Here is a 17,626-nt window from a genome sequence, read left to right as displayed (position 1 = left end):
TATTTAGCTTATGGCGACTTATTTTAAAACACAAAACTTAGTTTGGCTCTTATTGCTCTCCCTAATGACCACATCTTTATGTGTGGCTCAGAGGGATGTTGAACAATGGAAGCTTCAGGTGAGTTTGGGATTTAACAATCCTATTGATGTGGTGGACGATGACGAATATTACTCAGAATATGTCAACTTTCCATCAATAAATATAGGTGTACAACATATGTTTTCTGAAAACTTTGGGGCTAAGCTCGATTTAGGTTATAATCGATCGAAATCTGCTGAGGGATCTAAGGATTTCAAGTTGAATTATACACGTATCAATGCACAATTGGTCTACGATTTTAAAGATGTGTTTACTTTTTTACCTGCGCCCATAGGTGTTGTAGGGCATGCAGGGCCTGGGGTAACGATGACAGCTCCATTAGGTGCTGATACCAACAATACCTATGCCTATCCAAACTTTTTGGGTGGTTTGGAAGTGCATTATAGACTGTCAGAATCATTATCCGTCTTTATTGACGGATCTTATGCGTTGTCGCTTTCTGGAAAAAGGAAATATGATCCCGTTGTTGACGGATATTCATTTAATGGCGATTTAATGTATGTGGCAGTTGGGGTATCCCTATCTTTGAGCGGATGCAACTATTGTTATTAAATGAGTAAAGAACGAATTATTTTAGGGATTGACCCTGGAACAACAATTATGGGTTTCGGGCTTATAAAAGTGGTGGGTAAAACCATGACTTTCCTTCAGATGAATGAACTTGATCTCAAAAAATATGATGATCATTATCTAAAGCTTAAGCTTATTTTTGAGCGCACCATAGAACTTATAGACACGCATCATCCTGATGAAATTGCCATTGAAGCCCCTTTTTTTGGAAAGAATGTACAAAGTATGCTCAAGCTTGGTCGGGCGCAAGGCGTTGCCATGGCAGCCGGTTTAAGTAGGGAAATACCCATTACCGAGTATTCTCCAAAAAAAATTAAGATGGCCATTACCGGAAGTGGGAATGCCAGTAAAGAGCAAGTCGCAAAAATGCTCCAAAGTGTCCTCCAATTAAAAACCTTGCCTAAAAATCTTGATGCTACTGATGGATTGGCTGCAGCCGTTTGCCATCATTATAACGAAGGTCGTGTGGAGATTGGGAAGAGTTATACGGGATGGGATGCGTTTGTAAAACAGAACGAGAGTAGGGTTAAGAAATAGGTGGTTTCTGTTGTTTCGGGTTTTTTAGTTTCAGGTTTCTATTGTTTCAGGTTTCTATTGCTTTAGGTTGATATGTTTTTAAAAGTTTGAGGCCGCTCTAGAGGTTGTTCTGAATGCATTTTTTTATTTTCGTTATTCGTTATTCGTTATTCGTTATTCAACATAAATGTCCGGAATTTACATTCACATCCCATTTTGCAAACAAGCCTGTCACTACTGCGACTTTCATTTTTCAACCTCATTAAAAAAGAAGGATGAATTAGTTGGGGCCTTAGTTAAAGAGTTGGAATTGCGCAAAGACGAATTTAAAAACCAGGTCATTCAAACTATTTATTTTGGTGGCGGAACCCCTTCGTTATTGTCGATTGAAGAGTTAAGATTGTTGATTGAAGAAGTGTATAAGCATTATGAAGTTACCGCAAATCCTGAAATAACACTTGAAGCCAATCCGGACGATTTATTTGATAGCACTTCAAAATCTATATTTGAACAGTATAAAAGTATCGGCATAAACCGTCTCTCCATCGGCATCCAGTCCTTTTTTGAAGAAGATTTGAAACTGATGAATCGCGCGCACAATGCCGAAGAAGCTCAAAAATGTCTAGAGGAAGCGACGCTACATTTTGATAATATCTCCGTCGATTTAATATACGGAATTCCAGGACTGACCAATGAACGTTGGCTTCAAAACATAGAAACTGCATTGGCATTCAATATTCCGCATATTTCCAGTTATGCCTTAACGGTAGAGCCAAAAACCGCTTTGGACACCTTCATAAAAAAAGGCATCATTAAAAATGTTGATGACGACCAAGCCCAAGAGCAATTCTACCTCCTAATAGAGAAATTGGAGTCAGTAGGGTTTATCCATTATGAACTTTCTAATTTTGGAAAATCGGACTATTTCAGTAGAAACAATTCAGCGTATTGGCAAGGGAAACCATATTTAGGTGTTGGTCCTTCTGCCCATTCTTTTGATGGTAAACACCGCGGTTGGAACGTTCGAAACAACATCAAATACATCAAATCTTTGGATGAAAACATATTGCCGCTGGAGATTGAAACGCTTTCAATCACTGATAAGTACAACGAATATGTAATGACCGGACTGCGCACTATATGGGGCGTTTCCATCGAAAAAGTGGAAAAAGAGTTCGGAATTGAGTATAAAAAGTACCTTTTAGAACAATCTCAAAAACACATTCTTGAACATTTATTGTATCTTGATGATGGCAAATTACTGGTCACCAAAAAAGGTAAATTCTTGAGTGACGGTATCGCTTCTGATCTTTTTAAAATTAATACATCTTGATAACAACTATTGAACATAATTCGGGAAAACTTCAAATAGACCTTTCAAATCCGCTTGACATCTCCATTCCATTGCGTGCTTCAAAGCGCAATGTCAATGCTTGGTATATTTCCGAGCCCAAAATTGAGCCTGTAAAAACTAAAGATTTTATTGGGAGCGTCAAAGCTGGGGCTGATGTTAATTTTAATGATATTTACTTCAATCCGCATGCACACGGCACGCATACAGAATGTATTGGGCACATTACCGAAGAATTTCATTCCATCAATAAAAATTTAAAACAGTTTTTCTTTACTGCAGAGTTGATTTCAGTGGCCCCTGAAAATTATATGAAGGACACCATCATTTCTAAAAAGCAAATTGAAGCCTTGCTTAAAGATAAAAAACCGGAAGCACTCGTAATTAGGACAATGCCAAATACAAAAGACAAGAAGAATCGGCACTATTCTGAAACCAACTGGGCTTATTTAACCGAAGAAGCCATGGTTTTTATCAGGGAACAAGGCATTCAACATGTGTTGATTGATTTACCTAGTGTAGATAGAGAGCATGACGGCGGCAAATTACTGGCACATAAGGCCTTTTGGAATTTTGATGGAGAGCGCCGCATGCACTGCACCATTACAGAATTTATCTATGTAAGGAATAAGATTAAAGATGGTAACTATATGTTAAATCTGCAAATTGCACCATTTGAGAATGATGCAAGCCCGAGTAAGCCCATTTTGTATGAAATTTTGGCGTAAGTTAAAGTTTCAATCGTCAAAAATTAGAGTTCAAGGCGCGTAACATCTATAGTTCTACTTTTTTTCAAAAATCTCAATTAAATATAATCGTGTTTTACAGTATATTTACATGTTAACTGATTAGTTTTCATTATTATAGGGTTGTACACGAGTGCGGATTTTGTTGTTAATTTCAGTCAAGATATAAAAGAATTGTATTCGAAATGGTGTGAATCGTATCAATTGAATATCCTTGCTAAAGAACCATCGGGTTTTTAATTATATTAAGGACTCAGGTTCTCGCAGATCAGATTGGCCCCCGTATTATAAAACTATTTATATTGAATTAGGTTTCTGTATGATAATCGCTTCTATGTCACCTTAGAAGGGAAAGCAATGGATGTGGATCAACTGTGGAACTCCCTAAATAGTAATGATTTGAATGGTTTTAAAGCATATAATAAATAACCATGAAGAAAAAATGATATACTAACGCTTAAAAATAGAGAAACCATGAAAAATACACTTTTACTTTTGGCCTTATTTTCGATACAAATTAGTGTGGCACAGCCGCTTGCTAAAGTAGATAATCACACCTTGAGTGCCATGGATTTGGTGCTTTTCTCTTTTGGTATGGAGCAACCTGTTTCAATTGGTACCATTTCTAATACAGGAGAACTACATTTTAATTTCCCTAATGATTTAAATTTTCTCTCTGAAGAGGTGACGACAAATTTTATGAATGACGCTGCTTTTACCTTATTTTCTAAATGCGATAATAGTTATAATATCCTCTCTGAGGATGAAAACATAAAAGCTGCTCCTGGCGGTTATATATCCTTACGCTCAAAAGACAATCCATATGCCGGTCTGTTATTTATGGTTACCGATGAAAATTTGGTGCCGTGGCTCGAGTCCTACGGTGATGTTGACGCAGTTTTGGGATCCTATTTTGAGCTCGTGTATATGGAATCTGAGTTCAACTATCAAGGAGATTGTACTGCCACAATCACCTATACTGACGATGATGCTCTAGTAACCACCTATAGTTATAATTTACATTTAGAACCGGGCTTTAATTTTATTGAATATAAAATTGAAAGTGTGGAGGAGCACAGCATTCCAAGTATGTATGAAGAAAATTCGTTTGATAAAATTAAGAAGCCTACTAAAATAGCAGTGTCTTCATCTCAGTCTACCGCGCCTAATGCAAAGTGGATTGGCAAATATTTTTAAAATTAGATGTTAATGAAGCCGTATAATCAAATTCTCGTCCTGTTGATGCTCATCCTAGGACATGCCACTATCGGGCAAACTCCGGAGCAACAAAAATGATAGATAAGGTAACCAGAATGCGCGATAGTCTGATGGAATGTATCAATCTTGATGAGGTGATGCAGCAAGCTGAAGCTCAACAAAAAAGAATGGAGAAGGATATAATTAAGACTGATAAAAGTAAGATAGACAATGTTGTCACTGTAAAAAACAACGTGTTATCTAGCACTAACAATAAAAAAATGGCAAACTGGAACCTTGGAGTTGCAGACCTTGTGTTCAATCATGGCTACGATGTAAGAACAAATAAGGTCAAGAATGTTAAGGTTGGTCATAGAAGCCGATGCAACAATAGTGCTGAATCCGTCGGAAAAGATACCAGATTTAAAACCCTTGAATAACTTCAAAAACAGCAATATCTTTTATGATATCCACAATCCAGATGTCTATCAATACACTAACGGAGAGGCGGGGTTTAAACTCAACTCATATCTGTTAGTGTACCAAAATGATCAAAAAATCGGTGCGCTAACGGCAGGGAATTCCGAGAAAGTGTCCTCGAATTAATTAACCTCTGGAAATTTATATTTTGGTGATGAAGGGTACCTATTGTCATGGGTTTACGCGGAAAAAGACTGCGGGATAAAAGCTAATGAAGATTGGAAAGGCGATTTAAGTAATACGGGGACCCCGTTAATAGTAGCAACTAATGTGATTTATGACTTAAATTTTAAAGCAGGCTGGAATCTGGTTAAAACGGAAGTTATCGGAACATATCATTTTCCAGATGCACCAGAAGAGGATCGGTCGCGTTATAAAAATCATAAACACACTAGTGTGGCTGCTGTTCCGAAGGATGCCACCTATTATTTTAGATCTTCTTCAAATTAATATTGAGGCAAGCTAAGAAATACTCTAGTTTTATAATTTTCGTAATTTTAAGCACGTTCAACCATTAAGTTTGAACGTGTCCGCATATGAACATTGAACAACTCCGGCAATATTGCCTGAACAAAAAAGCGGTTACAGAGGCTTTTCCATTTGATAAAGATACTTTGGTGTTTAAGGTGTTAGGTAAAATGTTCGCCTTATTTCCACTAGAAAAGTGGGAAGCTGGAGAAGGTTGGGTGAATTTAAAGTGCGATCCAGACTATGCGCTTGAGTTACGAGAATCCTATGAAAGTATTCAGCCAGGCTGGCACATGAGCAAAACCAATTGGAATTCTGTGCTTATCTATAAAGGTGAATTGTCGCCCGCACTCGTTCTGAAATTAATAGACCATTCCTATGATATGGTGGTTAAAGGAATGCCTAAAAAGATGCGGGAATCTCTACAATAAAATAGTATGTTTGTAACAGATTTTTTTTTTTTTTTTTCAACAATCAACAACCCGCCCGTACCGAAAAGGTACGTTCGGGCGGGTCAACAATCAACAATCAACAATCCCATGAGCGTTCTTCAAATGCTTCAAGATAGAAGCAACAACACTTGCGAACTATGTGGTTCCAAAGAAAATTTATCACAATATACCATTCCACCATCATTGAATGAAAATGTAGCCAATGATGTATTGGTTTGTAAAACCTGTCTCGACCAAATAGAGGGTACTGTTGAAATGGACACCAACCATTGGCGTTGTTTAAATGACAGTATGTGGAATGAGAATGTGGCTGTACAAATTATGGCTTGGCGCTTGTTGCAAAGAATGCGTGCGGAAGGTTGGCCAAAAGATTTGGTAGACATGATGTATCTTGATGACGAAGCATTAGCGTTAGCGAGAGCAACCGGCGAACATGAAGATGAGGCCAATAAAATCATCCATAGAGATGTAAATGGTGTCATTTTGGAACATGGAGATTCCGTAGTGCTCATCAAAGATTTGAAAGTAAAAGGCTCCAGTATGGTGGTTAAACAAGGTACAGCTGTACGTAATATCCGTTTGGATCATGAAAATGCGGAATATATTGAAGGTAGAGTAGACGGTCAGAATATTGTCATTATTACAAAATACGTAAAGAAGTCATAACATCTCAATCCATAACTAATAAAGAAGCTTACACTACAATGTAAGCTTCTTTGTTTTTAATAAATATTTAGTAATCAAAAAATTACATGTGTTTTTTTTGTACATTTAATCCTCTCCACATAATCCCTATGCCTTTGTACTAAAGGTTCTTTATGATTGTCCTAGATCTTGGTTTTAAAAATTTGCAATCAATTTTATATTAACCAAAATTCAAATATTATGAAAACAATCAAAGGATTATTCGCGGCATTAGCAGGGGTGCTTTTACTAAGCAGCACTTCAACTATTGCCCAAGAACAGACAAGGCCTGAATTTGTAACCATAACCACAATGCATTGGAATATGGACAATAAAGATTTTAAAATGGAGGAATGGAAAGCTGTTGAAAAGGAATATCTAGACAAGGTCACGATGAAAAATGAGCATGTAGTTGCTGCTTCATTCTATTTACACCGGATGACACCGGACAATACAGAATTAGTATACGTACAAAGTTATCCTTCTTGGGAGGCTATTGGTAAGGCTGCTACAAGAAATGCTGAACTTGAAAAGGCTTCATGGCCAGACGAAAAGGCTAGAAAAACATTTCTTAAGAAAAGAGACGCCTATTATTCTCCAATGCATTCTGACGAAATTTATGCCACTATGTCTAACGCTAAACCCATGACTGCAAAACCAACTTTAGATATGATATGCTATGTGAGAAAGGGGCATTTTGCGTATGGCGATGGAACCGATGAGGAATTTGATGCCATCTCCAAAGAGTATTTTGATAATGTGACCAATAAAAATGAGTTTATCAAGGGCTACTATCCAATGGCTCATGCGTGGGGATCTGATCGTACAGAGTTTCTTGAGGCCTATTTTTTCGATTCAATGGCTGATTTAGAGAAAATGTTTGATAGAGATACTGAATTATTTGAGGCCCATTGGAAGGATGAAGCTTCTCGAAAAAGTATGGCAGAAAAAGGAGCAAAATATTTTGATAACAGACATGGTGATTATATTTACACCTATGTTGCAGGGCTTGCCAAATAAAAAGGAGACGCTCAAAACTTACAGACTTACTTTAAATAGTAAGTCTTTTTTTGTTTTTAAATTCTTTCGGACTTAAGTGTTTGACGGCTTTAAACTGCCTATTAAAGTTAGAGATATTGTTAAAACCAGAGGCTTCAGCAATTTCAGCAATGGTAGAATCATTAGCTACTAGCAAGAGTCTACTGGCATGTTCAAGTCGCAACTCATTTAAAAACTGAATATAAGTTTTATTAGTACGCTTCTTAAAGTATTTACAAAAGGCGTTTTTGGTCATGTTTGCTACTTCAGATACCGCCTTTAAGGTCACTTCCTTATCAAAATTATTCATGGTATATTCAAAAACATTGCGCATCCGTGTGCCTTCATTGTCTGAATATTTCTTGTCGTAAACAAATGAAGAGAGACTCTGGTAATTCGAATTGGAGGTAATTTTTATTAATTGAAGTAAAATCAAAAACTGATTCAATTTTGATGCTTCTTCAAGTTGTAAAAACAATGCTTTTAATGCTTCTTGGTTGGAAGTCATTTTAAAACCATGTATGGATCGCTCAAAAAAAGGCTGTAATTCCTTCAATTCCTCAAGCTTAAAAAAATCAGGTCCAAAGGATTGTTTGGTAAAAAATAGGGTCAACATTTGAGACGTAGCAGAGTTGTCAACATCACTTTTAAATACATGAGGCAAATTGCTGCCTATCACCAAAACATCGCCTTTTGTGTAATAGTTTACGGTGTCTCCAACCAATAAGGTGCCGGTACCTTCAAGGATAAGGCTTAATTGAATTTCTTCGTGTTGGTGGAGCTTGTCATAAAATGCCACCTCCTTGTCATATTGGTATACAAATGCATCAGCATTTGGTTTTGGTATTTTAAAAAGAAGGACTTTCATGGTTCAAAAATAGACATATATTACTCATAAAAATATTAATAAGATATAAATATGATAATATAATATCAGTTTTGGATAAATCTCTATTGAATTTTTATTGCGCATGCCAATTAAATTTACAGTATAAAAATTTATAATTTATGAGCATTCAATGGAAAGGCATCATGCCAGCAGTCACAACTAAGTTCACTGACAACGATGAACTGGATTTAAAAAATTTCGAAATTAACATCAAGGCACAATTGGAGGCAGGTGTTCATGGTATTGTTTTAGGCGGAACATTAGGCGAAGCGAGTACATTATCAGATCAAGAAAAACGAAAATTGACTACCGCAACGGTAGATATTGTTAAGGGTAAAGTTCCTGTATTAATTAATATTGGAGAACAAACCACTACAAACGCCATTCTAGCTGCACAAAAAGCAGAGGAAGATGGCGCAAAAGGGTTGATGGTCTTACCACCAATGCGTTATAAATCTGGAGATAGGGAGACGGTAGAATTTTTTAAGGCCATTGCCAATAATACGTCTTTACCTATCATGGTTTACAATAATCCTGTAGACTATAAAATTGAAGTCACTTTAGATATGTTTGAAGAACTGCTAAAGTGTGATAATATTGAAGCGGTAAAGGAATCTACGCGTGATATTACCAATGTGACTCGAATTAAAAATCGCTTTGGCGACCGACTCAAAATAATGACAGGTGTGGATACTATAGCGCTTGAAAGTTTAATTATGGGAGCTGATGGTTGGGTTGCTGGCTTGGTTTGCGCTTTTCCAGCAGAAACTGTAGCGATATACGAACTTCAAAAAGCTGGTAGAATTAAGGAGGCCATAGACATTTTCCGTTGGTTCATGCCTTTATTGGAGTTAGATATTATCCCTACATTAGTACAAAACATAAAATTAGCTGAAGTTTATACAAAATTAGGTACTGAAAATGTTCGTGCGCCACGATTGCCATTACAAGGCGATGAACGTAAACACGTGATAAAAACCATTGAAGAAGCCTTAAAAAACAGACCTAATCTTCCGGATTATAAAAACCTATAAGGAGGGTTTGCCCTATTTGGAATGAACGAAAACTGGAAATTTTGTGAACCTTTATTTCCCCATACGCCAGTAATCGGGATGTAAAGGCCAAAATAACAAATAATAGATTTTTCATTTTCAAAACAAAATGAAAAAACGAAGTTCATATTCATCGTCTCGTTAGAGACTAAAGTATGGATTGATGGCAAAAAAAAAACAAGTATGATTACAGGAAAAAACTATATCGGAACGCAACACTCGGCAAAAGGTAATACAACGTATAAAACATTCAATCCGCAGTTGAATCTCGAAAATGAATGGGAATTTACAGAAGCTACATCAGAGGAAGTTGATGCAGCTGTTGCATTGGCTTCAGAAGCATTTGAAACCTATAAGAATATTTCTGGGCTAAAAAAAGCAGAATTCTTGAACGCTATTGCTGAGGAAATTTTAGCACTCGGCGACACGCTTATAGAAACTTATTGTGCAGAATCTGGATTACCTCCAGGCCGTGCACTAGGTGAACGCGGCAGGACTATTGGGCAGTTAAAATCTTTTGCTACCGTATTGACTGAAGGGTCTTGGGTAGAAGCTACCATTGATACTGCACAACCAGAACGGGAGCCTATGCCAAAATCTGACCTCCGAAAGATGCTAATTCCAATAGGTCCCGTGGTCGTTTTTGGAGCGAGTAACTTTCCATTGGCCTTTTCAACTGCAGGTGGAGATACGGCCTCAGCATTAGCATCGGGCTGTCCGGTTATCGTGAAATCGCATCCTATGCATTCGGGTACAGGGGAGTTGGTGGCTTCAGCCATTTTAAAAGCTGCAGAAAAAACCGGCATGCCAAATGGTGTGTTTTCTAATCTTAATAGTAGTGGTATTGCCGTTGGGCAGCAGTTGGTACAGCATCCAAAAGTTAAAGCCGTCGGATTTACAGGCAGTTTTAAAGGCGGTAAAGCACTATTTGATTTGGCGGCGCAACGCGACGAACCTATTCCAGTATTTGCTGAAATGGGCAGTGTGAATCCTGTAGTAATGCTTCCTGAAGCCTTACATGCTAAAGGCGAATCTTTAGCTAAAACCTATGCAGGTTCTATAACTCTTGGTACCGGTCAATTTTGCACCAATCCTGGATTGCTATTGGGTATTAAGAGTGATGCCTTATCAAGTTTTATTACCCACCTCTCTGATGAGATTCTAAAAATTGAACCATCGGTTATGTTGCATCCCAACATTTATGACGCTTACAACAAAAATAAAAACACTGCAATTTCTCAAAAAGGAATTAATGTTTCTGCCGATTATCCATCGGACACCAATCCAAATTATGCCAAACAAACCGTGACAACGGTAGATGGCGCTACTTTTTTAAAAAATGCCACATTACATCAAGAAGTATTCGGACCTTATTCTATGGTGGTGCAATGTGACAATGCTCGTCAATTGGAAGAAGTCATCTTAAAACTGGAAGGACAACTCACCGGTACCATTATGGCTGATGCTGTGGAGGTTTCAAAATATCCTAACATTGTTTCAGCTTTGCAAAATCGAGTGGGCCGAATCATTTTTAATGGGGTTCCTACTGGTGTTGATGTCTGTCCGTCCATGATGCACGGCGGTCCTTTTCCAGCGTCAACGGATAGCCGATTTACGGCCATTGGTGCACATGCCATAAAACGTTGGGTAAGGCCTTTTAGTTATCAAGATTGGCCAAAACAATTGCTGCCTGATGCCTTAAAGGATGACAATCCGTTAGGAATAATTCGTAATATTGACGGTATTCAAACACAAAAACACATATGAAATTTTTAAAACCATTTATCATTTTAATAGTATCACTAGTTGTGATGCCTACAATGCATTCTCAGGATGCCTCGGATTCTTTAAACAATTTGATTAAAATTTACGAAGAACATGAAGGGTACGATAGGAAAGAGTTTCCTCTAGGATTATTTACTGCAGAGTATTTTAAAGCTGAGGCAGATTTTGCCCAGCAAACCTTAACAAAGTTGTCTCAAATTGATGTGACTCAATTACCGGAAACCCAACGCATTTCTGCCGAGCTTTTGGCCTTTGTCTTACAAGATCAGATTGATTATTACAAGTTTGAACACTATTTAAATCCGTTGCTTTCTGATTCCGGATTTCATAGTAGTTTAAACTATGGTGTGCGCCCGTTATCAAATTACAGACAGGTTAAATCCTATCTTAATACTCTGAATGCCATTCCGGAGTTTGTCAACCAAAATCTAAAAAACATACGCTTAGGATTGCAAAAAGGCGTATCACAACCTTTGGTAATTTTTAAAGGCTACGAATCCACCTATGATGAACATATTGTAGCAGATTATAAAGAGAGTTTTTTCTACTCACCATTCAAAAATTTACCGAAGGATTTAAACCAAGCCCAAAAGGATTCTGTATTAAAAGTTGCAAAACTAGCTATAGAAACAAAAGTAACTCCACAGTTTAAACGCATTAAAACGTTTTTTGAAACCGAATACTTTCCAAAAACAAGAACAACTTTAGGGGTGTCTGAAACGCCAAACGGTAAAGAATTCTATCAAAATAGAATTAACTATTATACTACAAGTACCCAATACACGGCGGACGCCATTCATCAAATTGGGTTGAAGGAAGTGGCGCGTATCAAATCAGAAATGGAGCAAATCATTAAAGAGCTGGAATTTAAAGGAAGCTTTGCTGAATTTTTTCAGTTCCTCAGAACTGACAAACAGTTTTATGCTGAAACACCAGAGCAATTACTAATGATTGCTCGCGATATGTCTAAACGTGCAGATGCACAATTACCACGATTTTTCAAAACATTGCCGCGTAAACCTTATGGTGTAGCGCCAGTGCCAGATGCTATTGCACCAAAATATACTGGTGGTCGTTATATTGGGACTTCTAAAGAAAGCACGGAGCCTGGCTACTATTGGGTAAACACTTATGATTTGCCAAGTCGGACTTTGTATACCCTGCCTTCATTAACAGTGCATGAAGCCGTGCCAGGACATCATTTGCAAATGAGTTTAAATAATGAGTTGGGCGATAGCATTCCTCAGTTTAGAAAGAACCTATATCTCTCAGCTTATGGTGAAGGTTGGGGCTTGTATTCTGAATTTTTAGCTGATGAAATGGGGATGTACACCACGCCTTATGAACAATTTGGAAAATTGACTTACGAAATGTGGCGTGCCTGCCGATTGGTGGTGGATACAGGAATTCATGCCAAAGGCTGGACCCGCGATCAGGTTGTAGACTATATGTCTGCTAATACCGCTTTGTCATTACATGAAATCAATACGGAAACGGATCGTTACATTTCTTGGCCAGGACAGGCCTTATCTTATAAAATTGGAGAATTAAAGATAAGAGAACAACGTAAAAGGGCAGAAGAGGCATTGGGTTCTAAGTTTGATATTAGGGCGTTCCATGAAATAATTCTAGAACAAGGTACAGTCACGTTGTCTATTATGGAAGAGCGTGTAGATAATTACATCCAGAAACAGAACAATGAGTAAGGGGACATTCATCTGCATTGATGCGCACACCTGCGGAAACCCAGTAAGAGTTATTAAAGAAGGTGGCCCAACACTCATAGGTAACACGATGAGTGAAAAACGTCAACACTTTCTAAAAGAGTATGATTGGATACGAAAAGGGTTGATGTTTGAGCCACGTGGTCATGACATGATGAGTGGTGCCATACTGTATCCGCCACACCATCCAGAAAATGATTTTGCCATTTTATTTATCGAAACTTCAGGTTGCTTGCCTATGTGTGGACATGGCACCATTGGGACGATTACAATTGCCATAGAAGAAGGCTTGGTACAACCCAAAATTCCAGGAAAGATAAGAATGGAAGCACCTGCAGGACTAGTGGAAATTGAATATCAACAGACTGGAACTAAAGTAGATTGGGTAAAACTGACTAATATTAAAAGTTATTTGGCGGCCGAAAATCTCTCGGTAGAATGTCCAGATCTAGGGCAAATCACTTTTGATGTGGCCTATGGTGGAAATTATTATGCCATTGTTGACCCGCAACAAAATTTTTCGGGGGTACAGGATTTTTCTGCTTCAAAAATTATCCGGATGTCACAGGTTGTAAGGCAGCGTATCAATGAGAAATACCCCGACCAATTTATCCATCCGGAAAATGAAACCATTCGAGACGTATCGCATATGCTGTGGACAGGAACTCCAATTGATGCGACTTCGTCAGGCAGAAACGCGGTATTTTATGGTGATAAAGCCATAGACAGAAGCCCGTGTGGGACTGGCACATCGGCACGCTTGGCGCAATTATATGCCAAAGGAAAGCTAGGCCTTGGTGAAGATTATATACACGAAAGCTTCATTGGGAGCAAGTTTATAGGCCGTGTTGAAAAAGAAACCAGCTTAGGTGGTAACTTAGCTATTATTCCGAGTATTAAAGGTTGGGCCAAAATTTTTGGACATAATACAATTACAATAGATTCTGAAGACGATCCATACGCTTTCGGATTTCAGGTGATTTAAATATATGAAAATGAAGAAGTTTTTTTATCTAGTCATGTTATTGATGGTAACATCTCAAATTCAGGCGCAAAAACTGACTCAAGACGATTACAACAGGGCTGTCAGTTTTATGCCCGATAATATAAACAACAAAACAGTTTTTAACCTCCATACTGACGTGCAGTGGTTTAAGAACAATTCTGGAGCATGGTTTGTCCATCATAATAAAGCAGGAAAAACCTATCAATCTGTGGTCTTTAGTAACTATAAAATCCGCCCTTTATTTGATCATTCTAAAGTTGCGCATGCATTATCTAAGGTTACAGAAAAGGAGGTCGATGCAAATCAAATGGAACTTTCAAATATTGAAAGAACAAAAGCAGATCAGCTCACTTTTAATTTTGAATCCAAAACTTATACCCTCGATCTTAAATCGTATAAAATTCAACTCGAAAAAGAAGACAAAAAAGAAGCTAAGGACGCCTTTCAAACCACATCGCCAGACGGTAAATGGATAGCCTTTTCTAGAGACTATAATTTATTTATCAAATCGACCGCCACTAATCAGGAATATCAATTGAGTCAGGATGGTGTAAAAGATTATGAATACGCTACGTATTATGGTTGGTATGATGTCATTGAAGGTGAAAACGCTGAGCGTCCAAAACATTTTAACGTGAATTGGTCTAAAGATTCCAAATGGATTGCTGCAAATGTTGTAGACTTCAGAACGGCCGAAAAGATGTATCTGTTAGACCACAGTATCGATTCCCTCTACCGTCCAAAATTATTGTCCTATTACAGAGGCTCGCCTGGAGATACAACCATGGTGCATGTAAAACCAGTATTTTTTAATATTGAAACCAAAAAAGAGGTAAAAACAAAGTTGCCAAAAGGTACCCATATCAATTCTGTAGCCGTAGAGTGGTTGGAGAAATCTGGACAACTATTGGCCGGATATTCTGAACGAGGCTATCAAAAGGAATTCTTAAAACTTGTGGATCTTAATACTAATAAAGAAGAAGTTCTTATTGAAGAAACAAGTGAGACGAATATTGATAATTTTTGGTTTAGAGCGTTGGAGGATAAGCGAAAAATAATCTTTTTATCTGAGCGTAGTGGATGGCGACAACTTTATATGGTTGATATCAAAACGAAGGTTACAACGCCCTTAACTGCCGGGAATTATTACATTAATTCAGTGGCACATATTGATGATGATAAGGAAGAAATATATTTTTTGGCTTCAGGAAAAGATGCGACTATGAATCCGTATCATCAACAGCTCTATAAAGTCGATTTTATGGGAACTGTAAAATTGCTGACGCCAGAAAACGCACATCATTTGGTATCCTTCTCAGAAGACGGCAAGCATTTTGTAGATAATTATTCCACCGTCAACAGTCCTACAAAAACCGTGTTAAGAACTGCAAGAACAGGGAAAATTGTTGCCAATTTAACGTCTGCAGAAGTGTCCGATGCACTGTCTAAGGGATGGGAGGCACCACAGCCTTTTCAACTTATTGGAAAGGACGGGAAAACAACTATTTATGGTGCCATTTGGAAACCAACCAATTTTGATGCTACAAAATCATATCCAATTATAGACCATAGTTATACGGGGCCACATACTCAGGTGTTTCCTAAATCTTTTAATAATGCGTTTACAAATCAGTCTTTAGCAGAACTCGGTTTTATCGTCATGATGGTGGATGGCTTAGGATCTTCCGGTCGATCAAAAGAATTCCATAACCATTCCTATAAAAATATGGGTAATAATCTTGAAGATCACGTGTTGGCAATTCAGTATTTAGGCAAAACATATTCGTGGATTGATACCAATCGTGTGGGTATTTTTGGGCATTCTGCCGGAGGTTATGACACAGGTAGAGCCATGCTGGCATTTCCTGACGTATACAAAGTTGGAGTGGCAAGTTCAGCAGACCACGATTTTAGAATGGAAAAAGCCTGGTGGCCTGAAATGTATCAAGGTTGGCCTGTAGATTCCACTTATCACGACGTCTCCAACATCACCAATGCGAAAAACTTAAAAGGGAAATTATTATTGGTACACGGTGGTATTGATGAGAATGTCAATCCGTCCGCAACATTTAAATTGGCTGAGGCCTTGGTGAATGCTGATAAGGACTTCGATTTATTGATTTTTCCAAGCCAGAGACACGGCTATCAAGGAAAAGTCAGAAATTATTTCACTAAGAAACGGTGGAATTATTTTGTGGAGCACTTAAAAGGCGAGAAGCCAATTTGGGATTTTAATTGGAACTAAATGAGTAAAGAAGTTATAGTTATAGGTGGCGGAATTATAGGTTTATGTTGCGCCTATTACCTGCAAAAAGAAGGACATCAGGTTACTGTTATTGACCAATCTAATATGGATGCCGGCGCGTCTTATGTCAATGCGGGATATTTGTCGCCAAGTCACATTATTCCATTGTCTGCGCCGGGTGTCATGAGAAAAGGCATAAAATGGATGTTCGATTCTTCCAGTCCACTTTATATCAAACCACGTTTGGATCCTGATTTTTTAAAGTGGACCTATGCATTTAATAAATCCTGTACTGCCAATCATGTCAAAAAGGCCATTCCGGTAATTAGGGAAATGGCCGTTTTAAGTCAGGAGTTGTATGCTGATATAAGAGAAAATGAACATTTTACCTCTCATTATCGAAAAGATGGGATATTGATGTTGTGTCAAACCGAAGCCTCACTTCAAGAGGAACTACACACAGCCAAATTGGCAACCGAAGAGGGCTTGGAGGTGAATGAGGTATCGCTTGCTGATTTAAAACTTTTGGAACCTAATGTCAATTTGAATGTCATTGGTGGTACTCATTTTAAATGTGATGCACATACGACGCCCAATGAGTTTATGACCGAGATGAAGGCGTATTTAAAAACCAAGGGGGTCTTGTTTTATGCCAATGAAAGAGTTGAAGACCTAGATTTAAAGAATCAAAAAATAGTGGCACTGATAACCAAACAGCATCGTTTTACGGCAGATGAATTTGTCTTGGCGGCAGGCTCTTGGAGTGCATTTTTGAGTAAAAAATTAGGAATCAACCTATTGTTGCAGGCAGGGAAAGGCTATAGAATTAATACGTCACGTCCTACTGGAATCAAATTGCCGGCCATTTTAACAGAATCTAAGGTAGCCGTTACTCCAATGAATGGCTTTACCCGTTTTGGTGGTACTATGGAAATTGCAGGGATCAATGATAACATCAATAAAACTCGTGTGGAAGCCATTGCCAATGCGGTTACAAAATATTATCCTGAACTTACTTTGACTAAAGATGAAAAGGATGGTGCAGCGTCGGGCCTGCGTCCGGTATCTCCAGATGGTTTGCCGTATATTGGAAAATCTGCAAAGTGTTCTAATTTAATCATCGCTGCAGGTCATGCTATGATGGGTTGGACTATGGCTACGGGTACAGGCAAAGTGGTGTCAGAATTGGTCTCAGAAAAGAGCGCTAGTCTTAATGTGGCCATGTGCCATCCTGATCGTAAATTTTAAGTAAGTAAATTCGGCTGTATAAGAATTATGTCGAATAATTTGGAGTCTCAAGTTCAATAATCCTTTCAGAGTGCA

Annotated in this window: 17 protein-coding genes; 16 read left to right on the top strand and 1 reads right to left on the bottom strand. The window is 38.0% G+C overall.

The features are described 5' to 3' along the window. Positions 1-10: 10 nt before the first annotated feature. From BXY82_RS02485 to BXY82_RS02440, 10 genes are all read left to right on the top strand, one after another. Positions 11-652, top strand: a complete 642-nt coding sequence (locus BXY82_RS02485; RefSeq protein WP_133756598.1) for an outer membrane beta-barrel protein — start codon at positions 11-13, stop codon at positions 650-652. Continuing rightward, positions 653-1,207 carry a crossover junction endodeoxyribonuclease RuvC gene (gene ruvC, locus BXY82_RS02480; protein ID WP_133756597.1) on the top strand — a complete coding sequence of 185 codons (555 nt, stop codon included), beginning with the start codon at positions 653-655 and terminating at the stop codon, positions 1,205-1,207. A gap of 166 nt (positions 1,208-1,373) precedes the next feature. Next, entirely contained in the window at positions 1,374-2,519 is a 1,146-nt protein-coding gene (gene hemW / locus BXY82_RS02475; RefSeq protein ID WP_133756596.1) for a radical SAM family heme chaperone HemW, read from the top strand. Continuing rightward, on the top strand, positions 2,516-3,265 hold the full coding sequence (locus BXY82_RS02470; protein ID WP_133756595.1) for a cyclase family protein: 750 nt from the start codon (positions 2,516-2,518) through the stop codon (positions 3,263-3,265). Before hemW ends, BXY82_RS02470 begins: the two co-directional genes overlap by 4 nt. Before the next feature lie 492 nt (positions 3,266-3,757). Next, positions 3,758-4,480 carry a hypothetical protein gene (locus BXY82_RS02465; protein WP_133756594.1) on the top strand — a complete coding sequence of 241 codons (723 nt, stop codon included), beginning with the start codon at positions 3,758-3,760 and terminating at the stop codon, positions 4,478-4,480. 95 nt (positions 4,481-4,575) lie between these two features. Next, a complete protein-coding gene (locus tag BXY82_RS02460) occupies positions 4,576-4,920 on the top strand; it encodes a hypothetical protein (RefSeq protein ID WP_133756593.1) in 345 nt (114 codons plus the stop codon). Between the two features lie 208 nt (positions 4,921-5,128). Further along, positions 5,129-5,410 carry a hypothetical protein gene (locus tag BXY82_RS02455; RefSeq protein WP_133756592.1) on the top strand — a complete coding sequence of 94 codons (282 nt, stop codon included), beginning with the start codon at positions 5,129-5,131 and terminating at the stop codon, positions 5,408-5,410. A gap of 86 nt (positions 5,411-5,496) precedes the next feature. Beyond that, positions 5,497-5,859, top strand: a complete 363-nt coding sequence (locus tag BXY82_RS02450) for an MmcQ/YjbR family DNA-binding protein (protein WP_133756591.1) — start codon at positions 5,497-5,499, stop codon at positions 5,857-5,859. A gap of 108 nt (positions 5,860-5,967) precedes the next feature. Continuing rightward, positions 5,968-6,546 carry a PhnA domain-containing protein gene (locus BXY82_RS02445; protein WP_133756590.1) on the top strand — a complete coding sequence of 193 codons (579 nt, stop codon included), beginning with the start codon at positions 5,968-5,970 and terminating at the stop codon, positions 6,544-6,546. A 219-nt stretch (positions 6,547-6,765) separates the two neighbouring features. After that, positions 6,766-7,584, top strand: coding sequence for a hypothetical protein (locus BXY82_RS02440; protein ID WP_133756589.1), 819 nt, complete (start codon positions 6,766-6,768; stop codon positions 7,582-7,584). A 31-nt stretch (positions 7,585-7,615) separates the two neighbouring features. Here the strand turns inward: BXY82_RS02440 and BXY82_RS02435 are convergent, their stop codons facing one another. Then, the gene (locus tag BXY82_RS02435) at positions 7,616-8,470 is read right to left on the bottom strand and encodes an AraC family transcriptional regulator (protein WP_133756588.1); all 855 of its coding nucleotides are present in this window, start codon (positions 8,468-8,470) and stop codon (positions 7,616-7,618) included. Between the two features lie 140 nt (positions 8,471-8,610). On the opposite strand from BXY82_RS02435, the gene BXY82_RS02430 reads away from it, so the two are divergent. From BXY82_RS02430 to BXY82_RS02405, 6 genes are all read left to right on the top strand, one after another. Further along, complete coding sequence (locus BXY82_RS02430; RefSeq protein WP_133756587.1) at positions 8,611-9,525, top strand: dihydrodipicolinate synthase family protein; 915 nt, start codon at positions 8,611-8,613, stop codon at positions 9,523-9,525. A 201-nt stretch (positions 9,526-9,726) separates the two neighbouring features. Then, positions 9,727-11,310, top strand: a complete 1,584-nt coding sequence (locus BXY82_RS02425; RefSeq protein ID WP_133756586.1) for an aldehyde dehydrogenase (NADP(+)) — start codon at positions 9,727-9,729, stop codon at positions 11,308-11,310. Further along, positions 11,307-13,034 carry a DUF885 domain-containing protein gene (locus BXY82_RS02420; RefSeq protein ID WP_133756585.1) on the top strand — a complete coding sequence of 576 codons (1,728 nt, stop codon included), beginning with the start codon at positions 11,307-11,309 and terminating at the stop codon, positions 13,032-13,034. The genes BXY82_RS02425 and BXY82_RS02420 overlap by 4 nt, the downstream gene beginning before the upstream one ends. After that, positions 13,027-14,037: a 4-hydroxyproline epimerase gene (locus BXY82_RS02415; protein ID WP_133756584.1), complete on the top strand. Its 1,011-nt coding sequence runs from the start codon at positions 13,027-13,029 to the stop codon at positions 14,035-14,037. The genes BXY82_RS02420 and BXY82_RS02415 overlap by 8 nt, the downstream gene beginning before the upstream one ends. A 10-nt stretch (positions 14,038-14,047) precedes the next feature. Beyond that, positions 14,048-16,303: a S9 family peptidase gene (locus BXY82_RS02410; protein WP_133756583.1), complete on the top strand. Its 2,256-nt coding sequence runs from the start codon at positions 14,048-14,050 to the stop codon at positions 16,301-16,303. Beyond that, positions 16,304-17,551 carry an NAD(P)/FAD-dependent oxidoreductase gene (locus BXY82_RS02405; RefSeq protein ID WP_133756582.1) on the top strand — a complete coding sequence of 416 codons (1,248 nt, stop codon included), beginning with the start codon at positions 16,304-16,306 and terminating at the stop codon, positions 17,549-17,551. The last annotated feature ends 75 nt before the right edge of the window (positions 17,552-17,626 follow it).

It is taken from the genome of Gelidibacter sediminis, assembly GCF_004364975.1.
Lineage (GTDB): Bacteria > Bacteroidota > Bacteroidia > Flavobacteriales > Flavobacteriaceae > Gelidibacter > Gelidibacter sediminis.
Note: the sequence above shows the minus strand (reverse complement) of the source record. Positions and strands in the feature narration are given on the sequence as shown.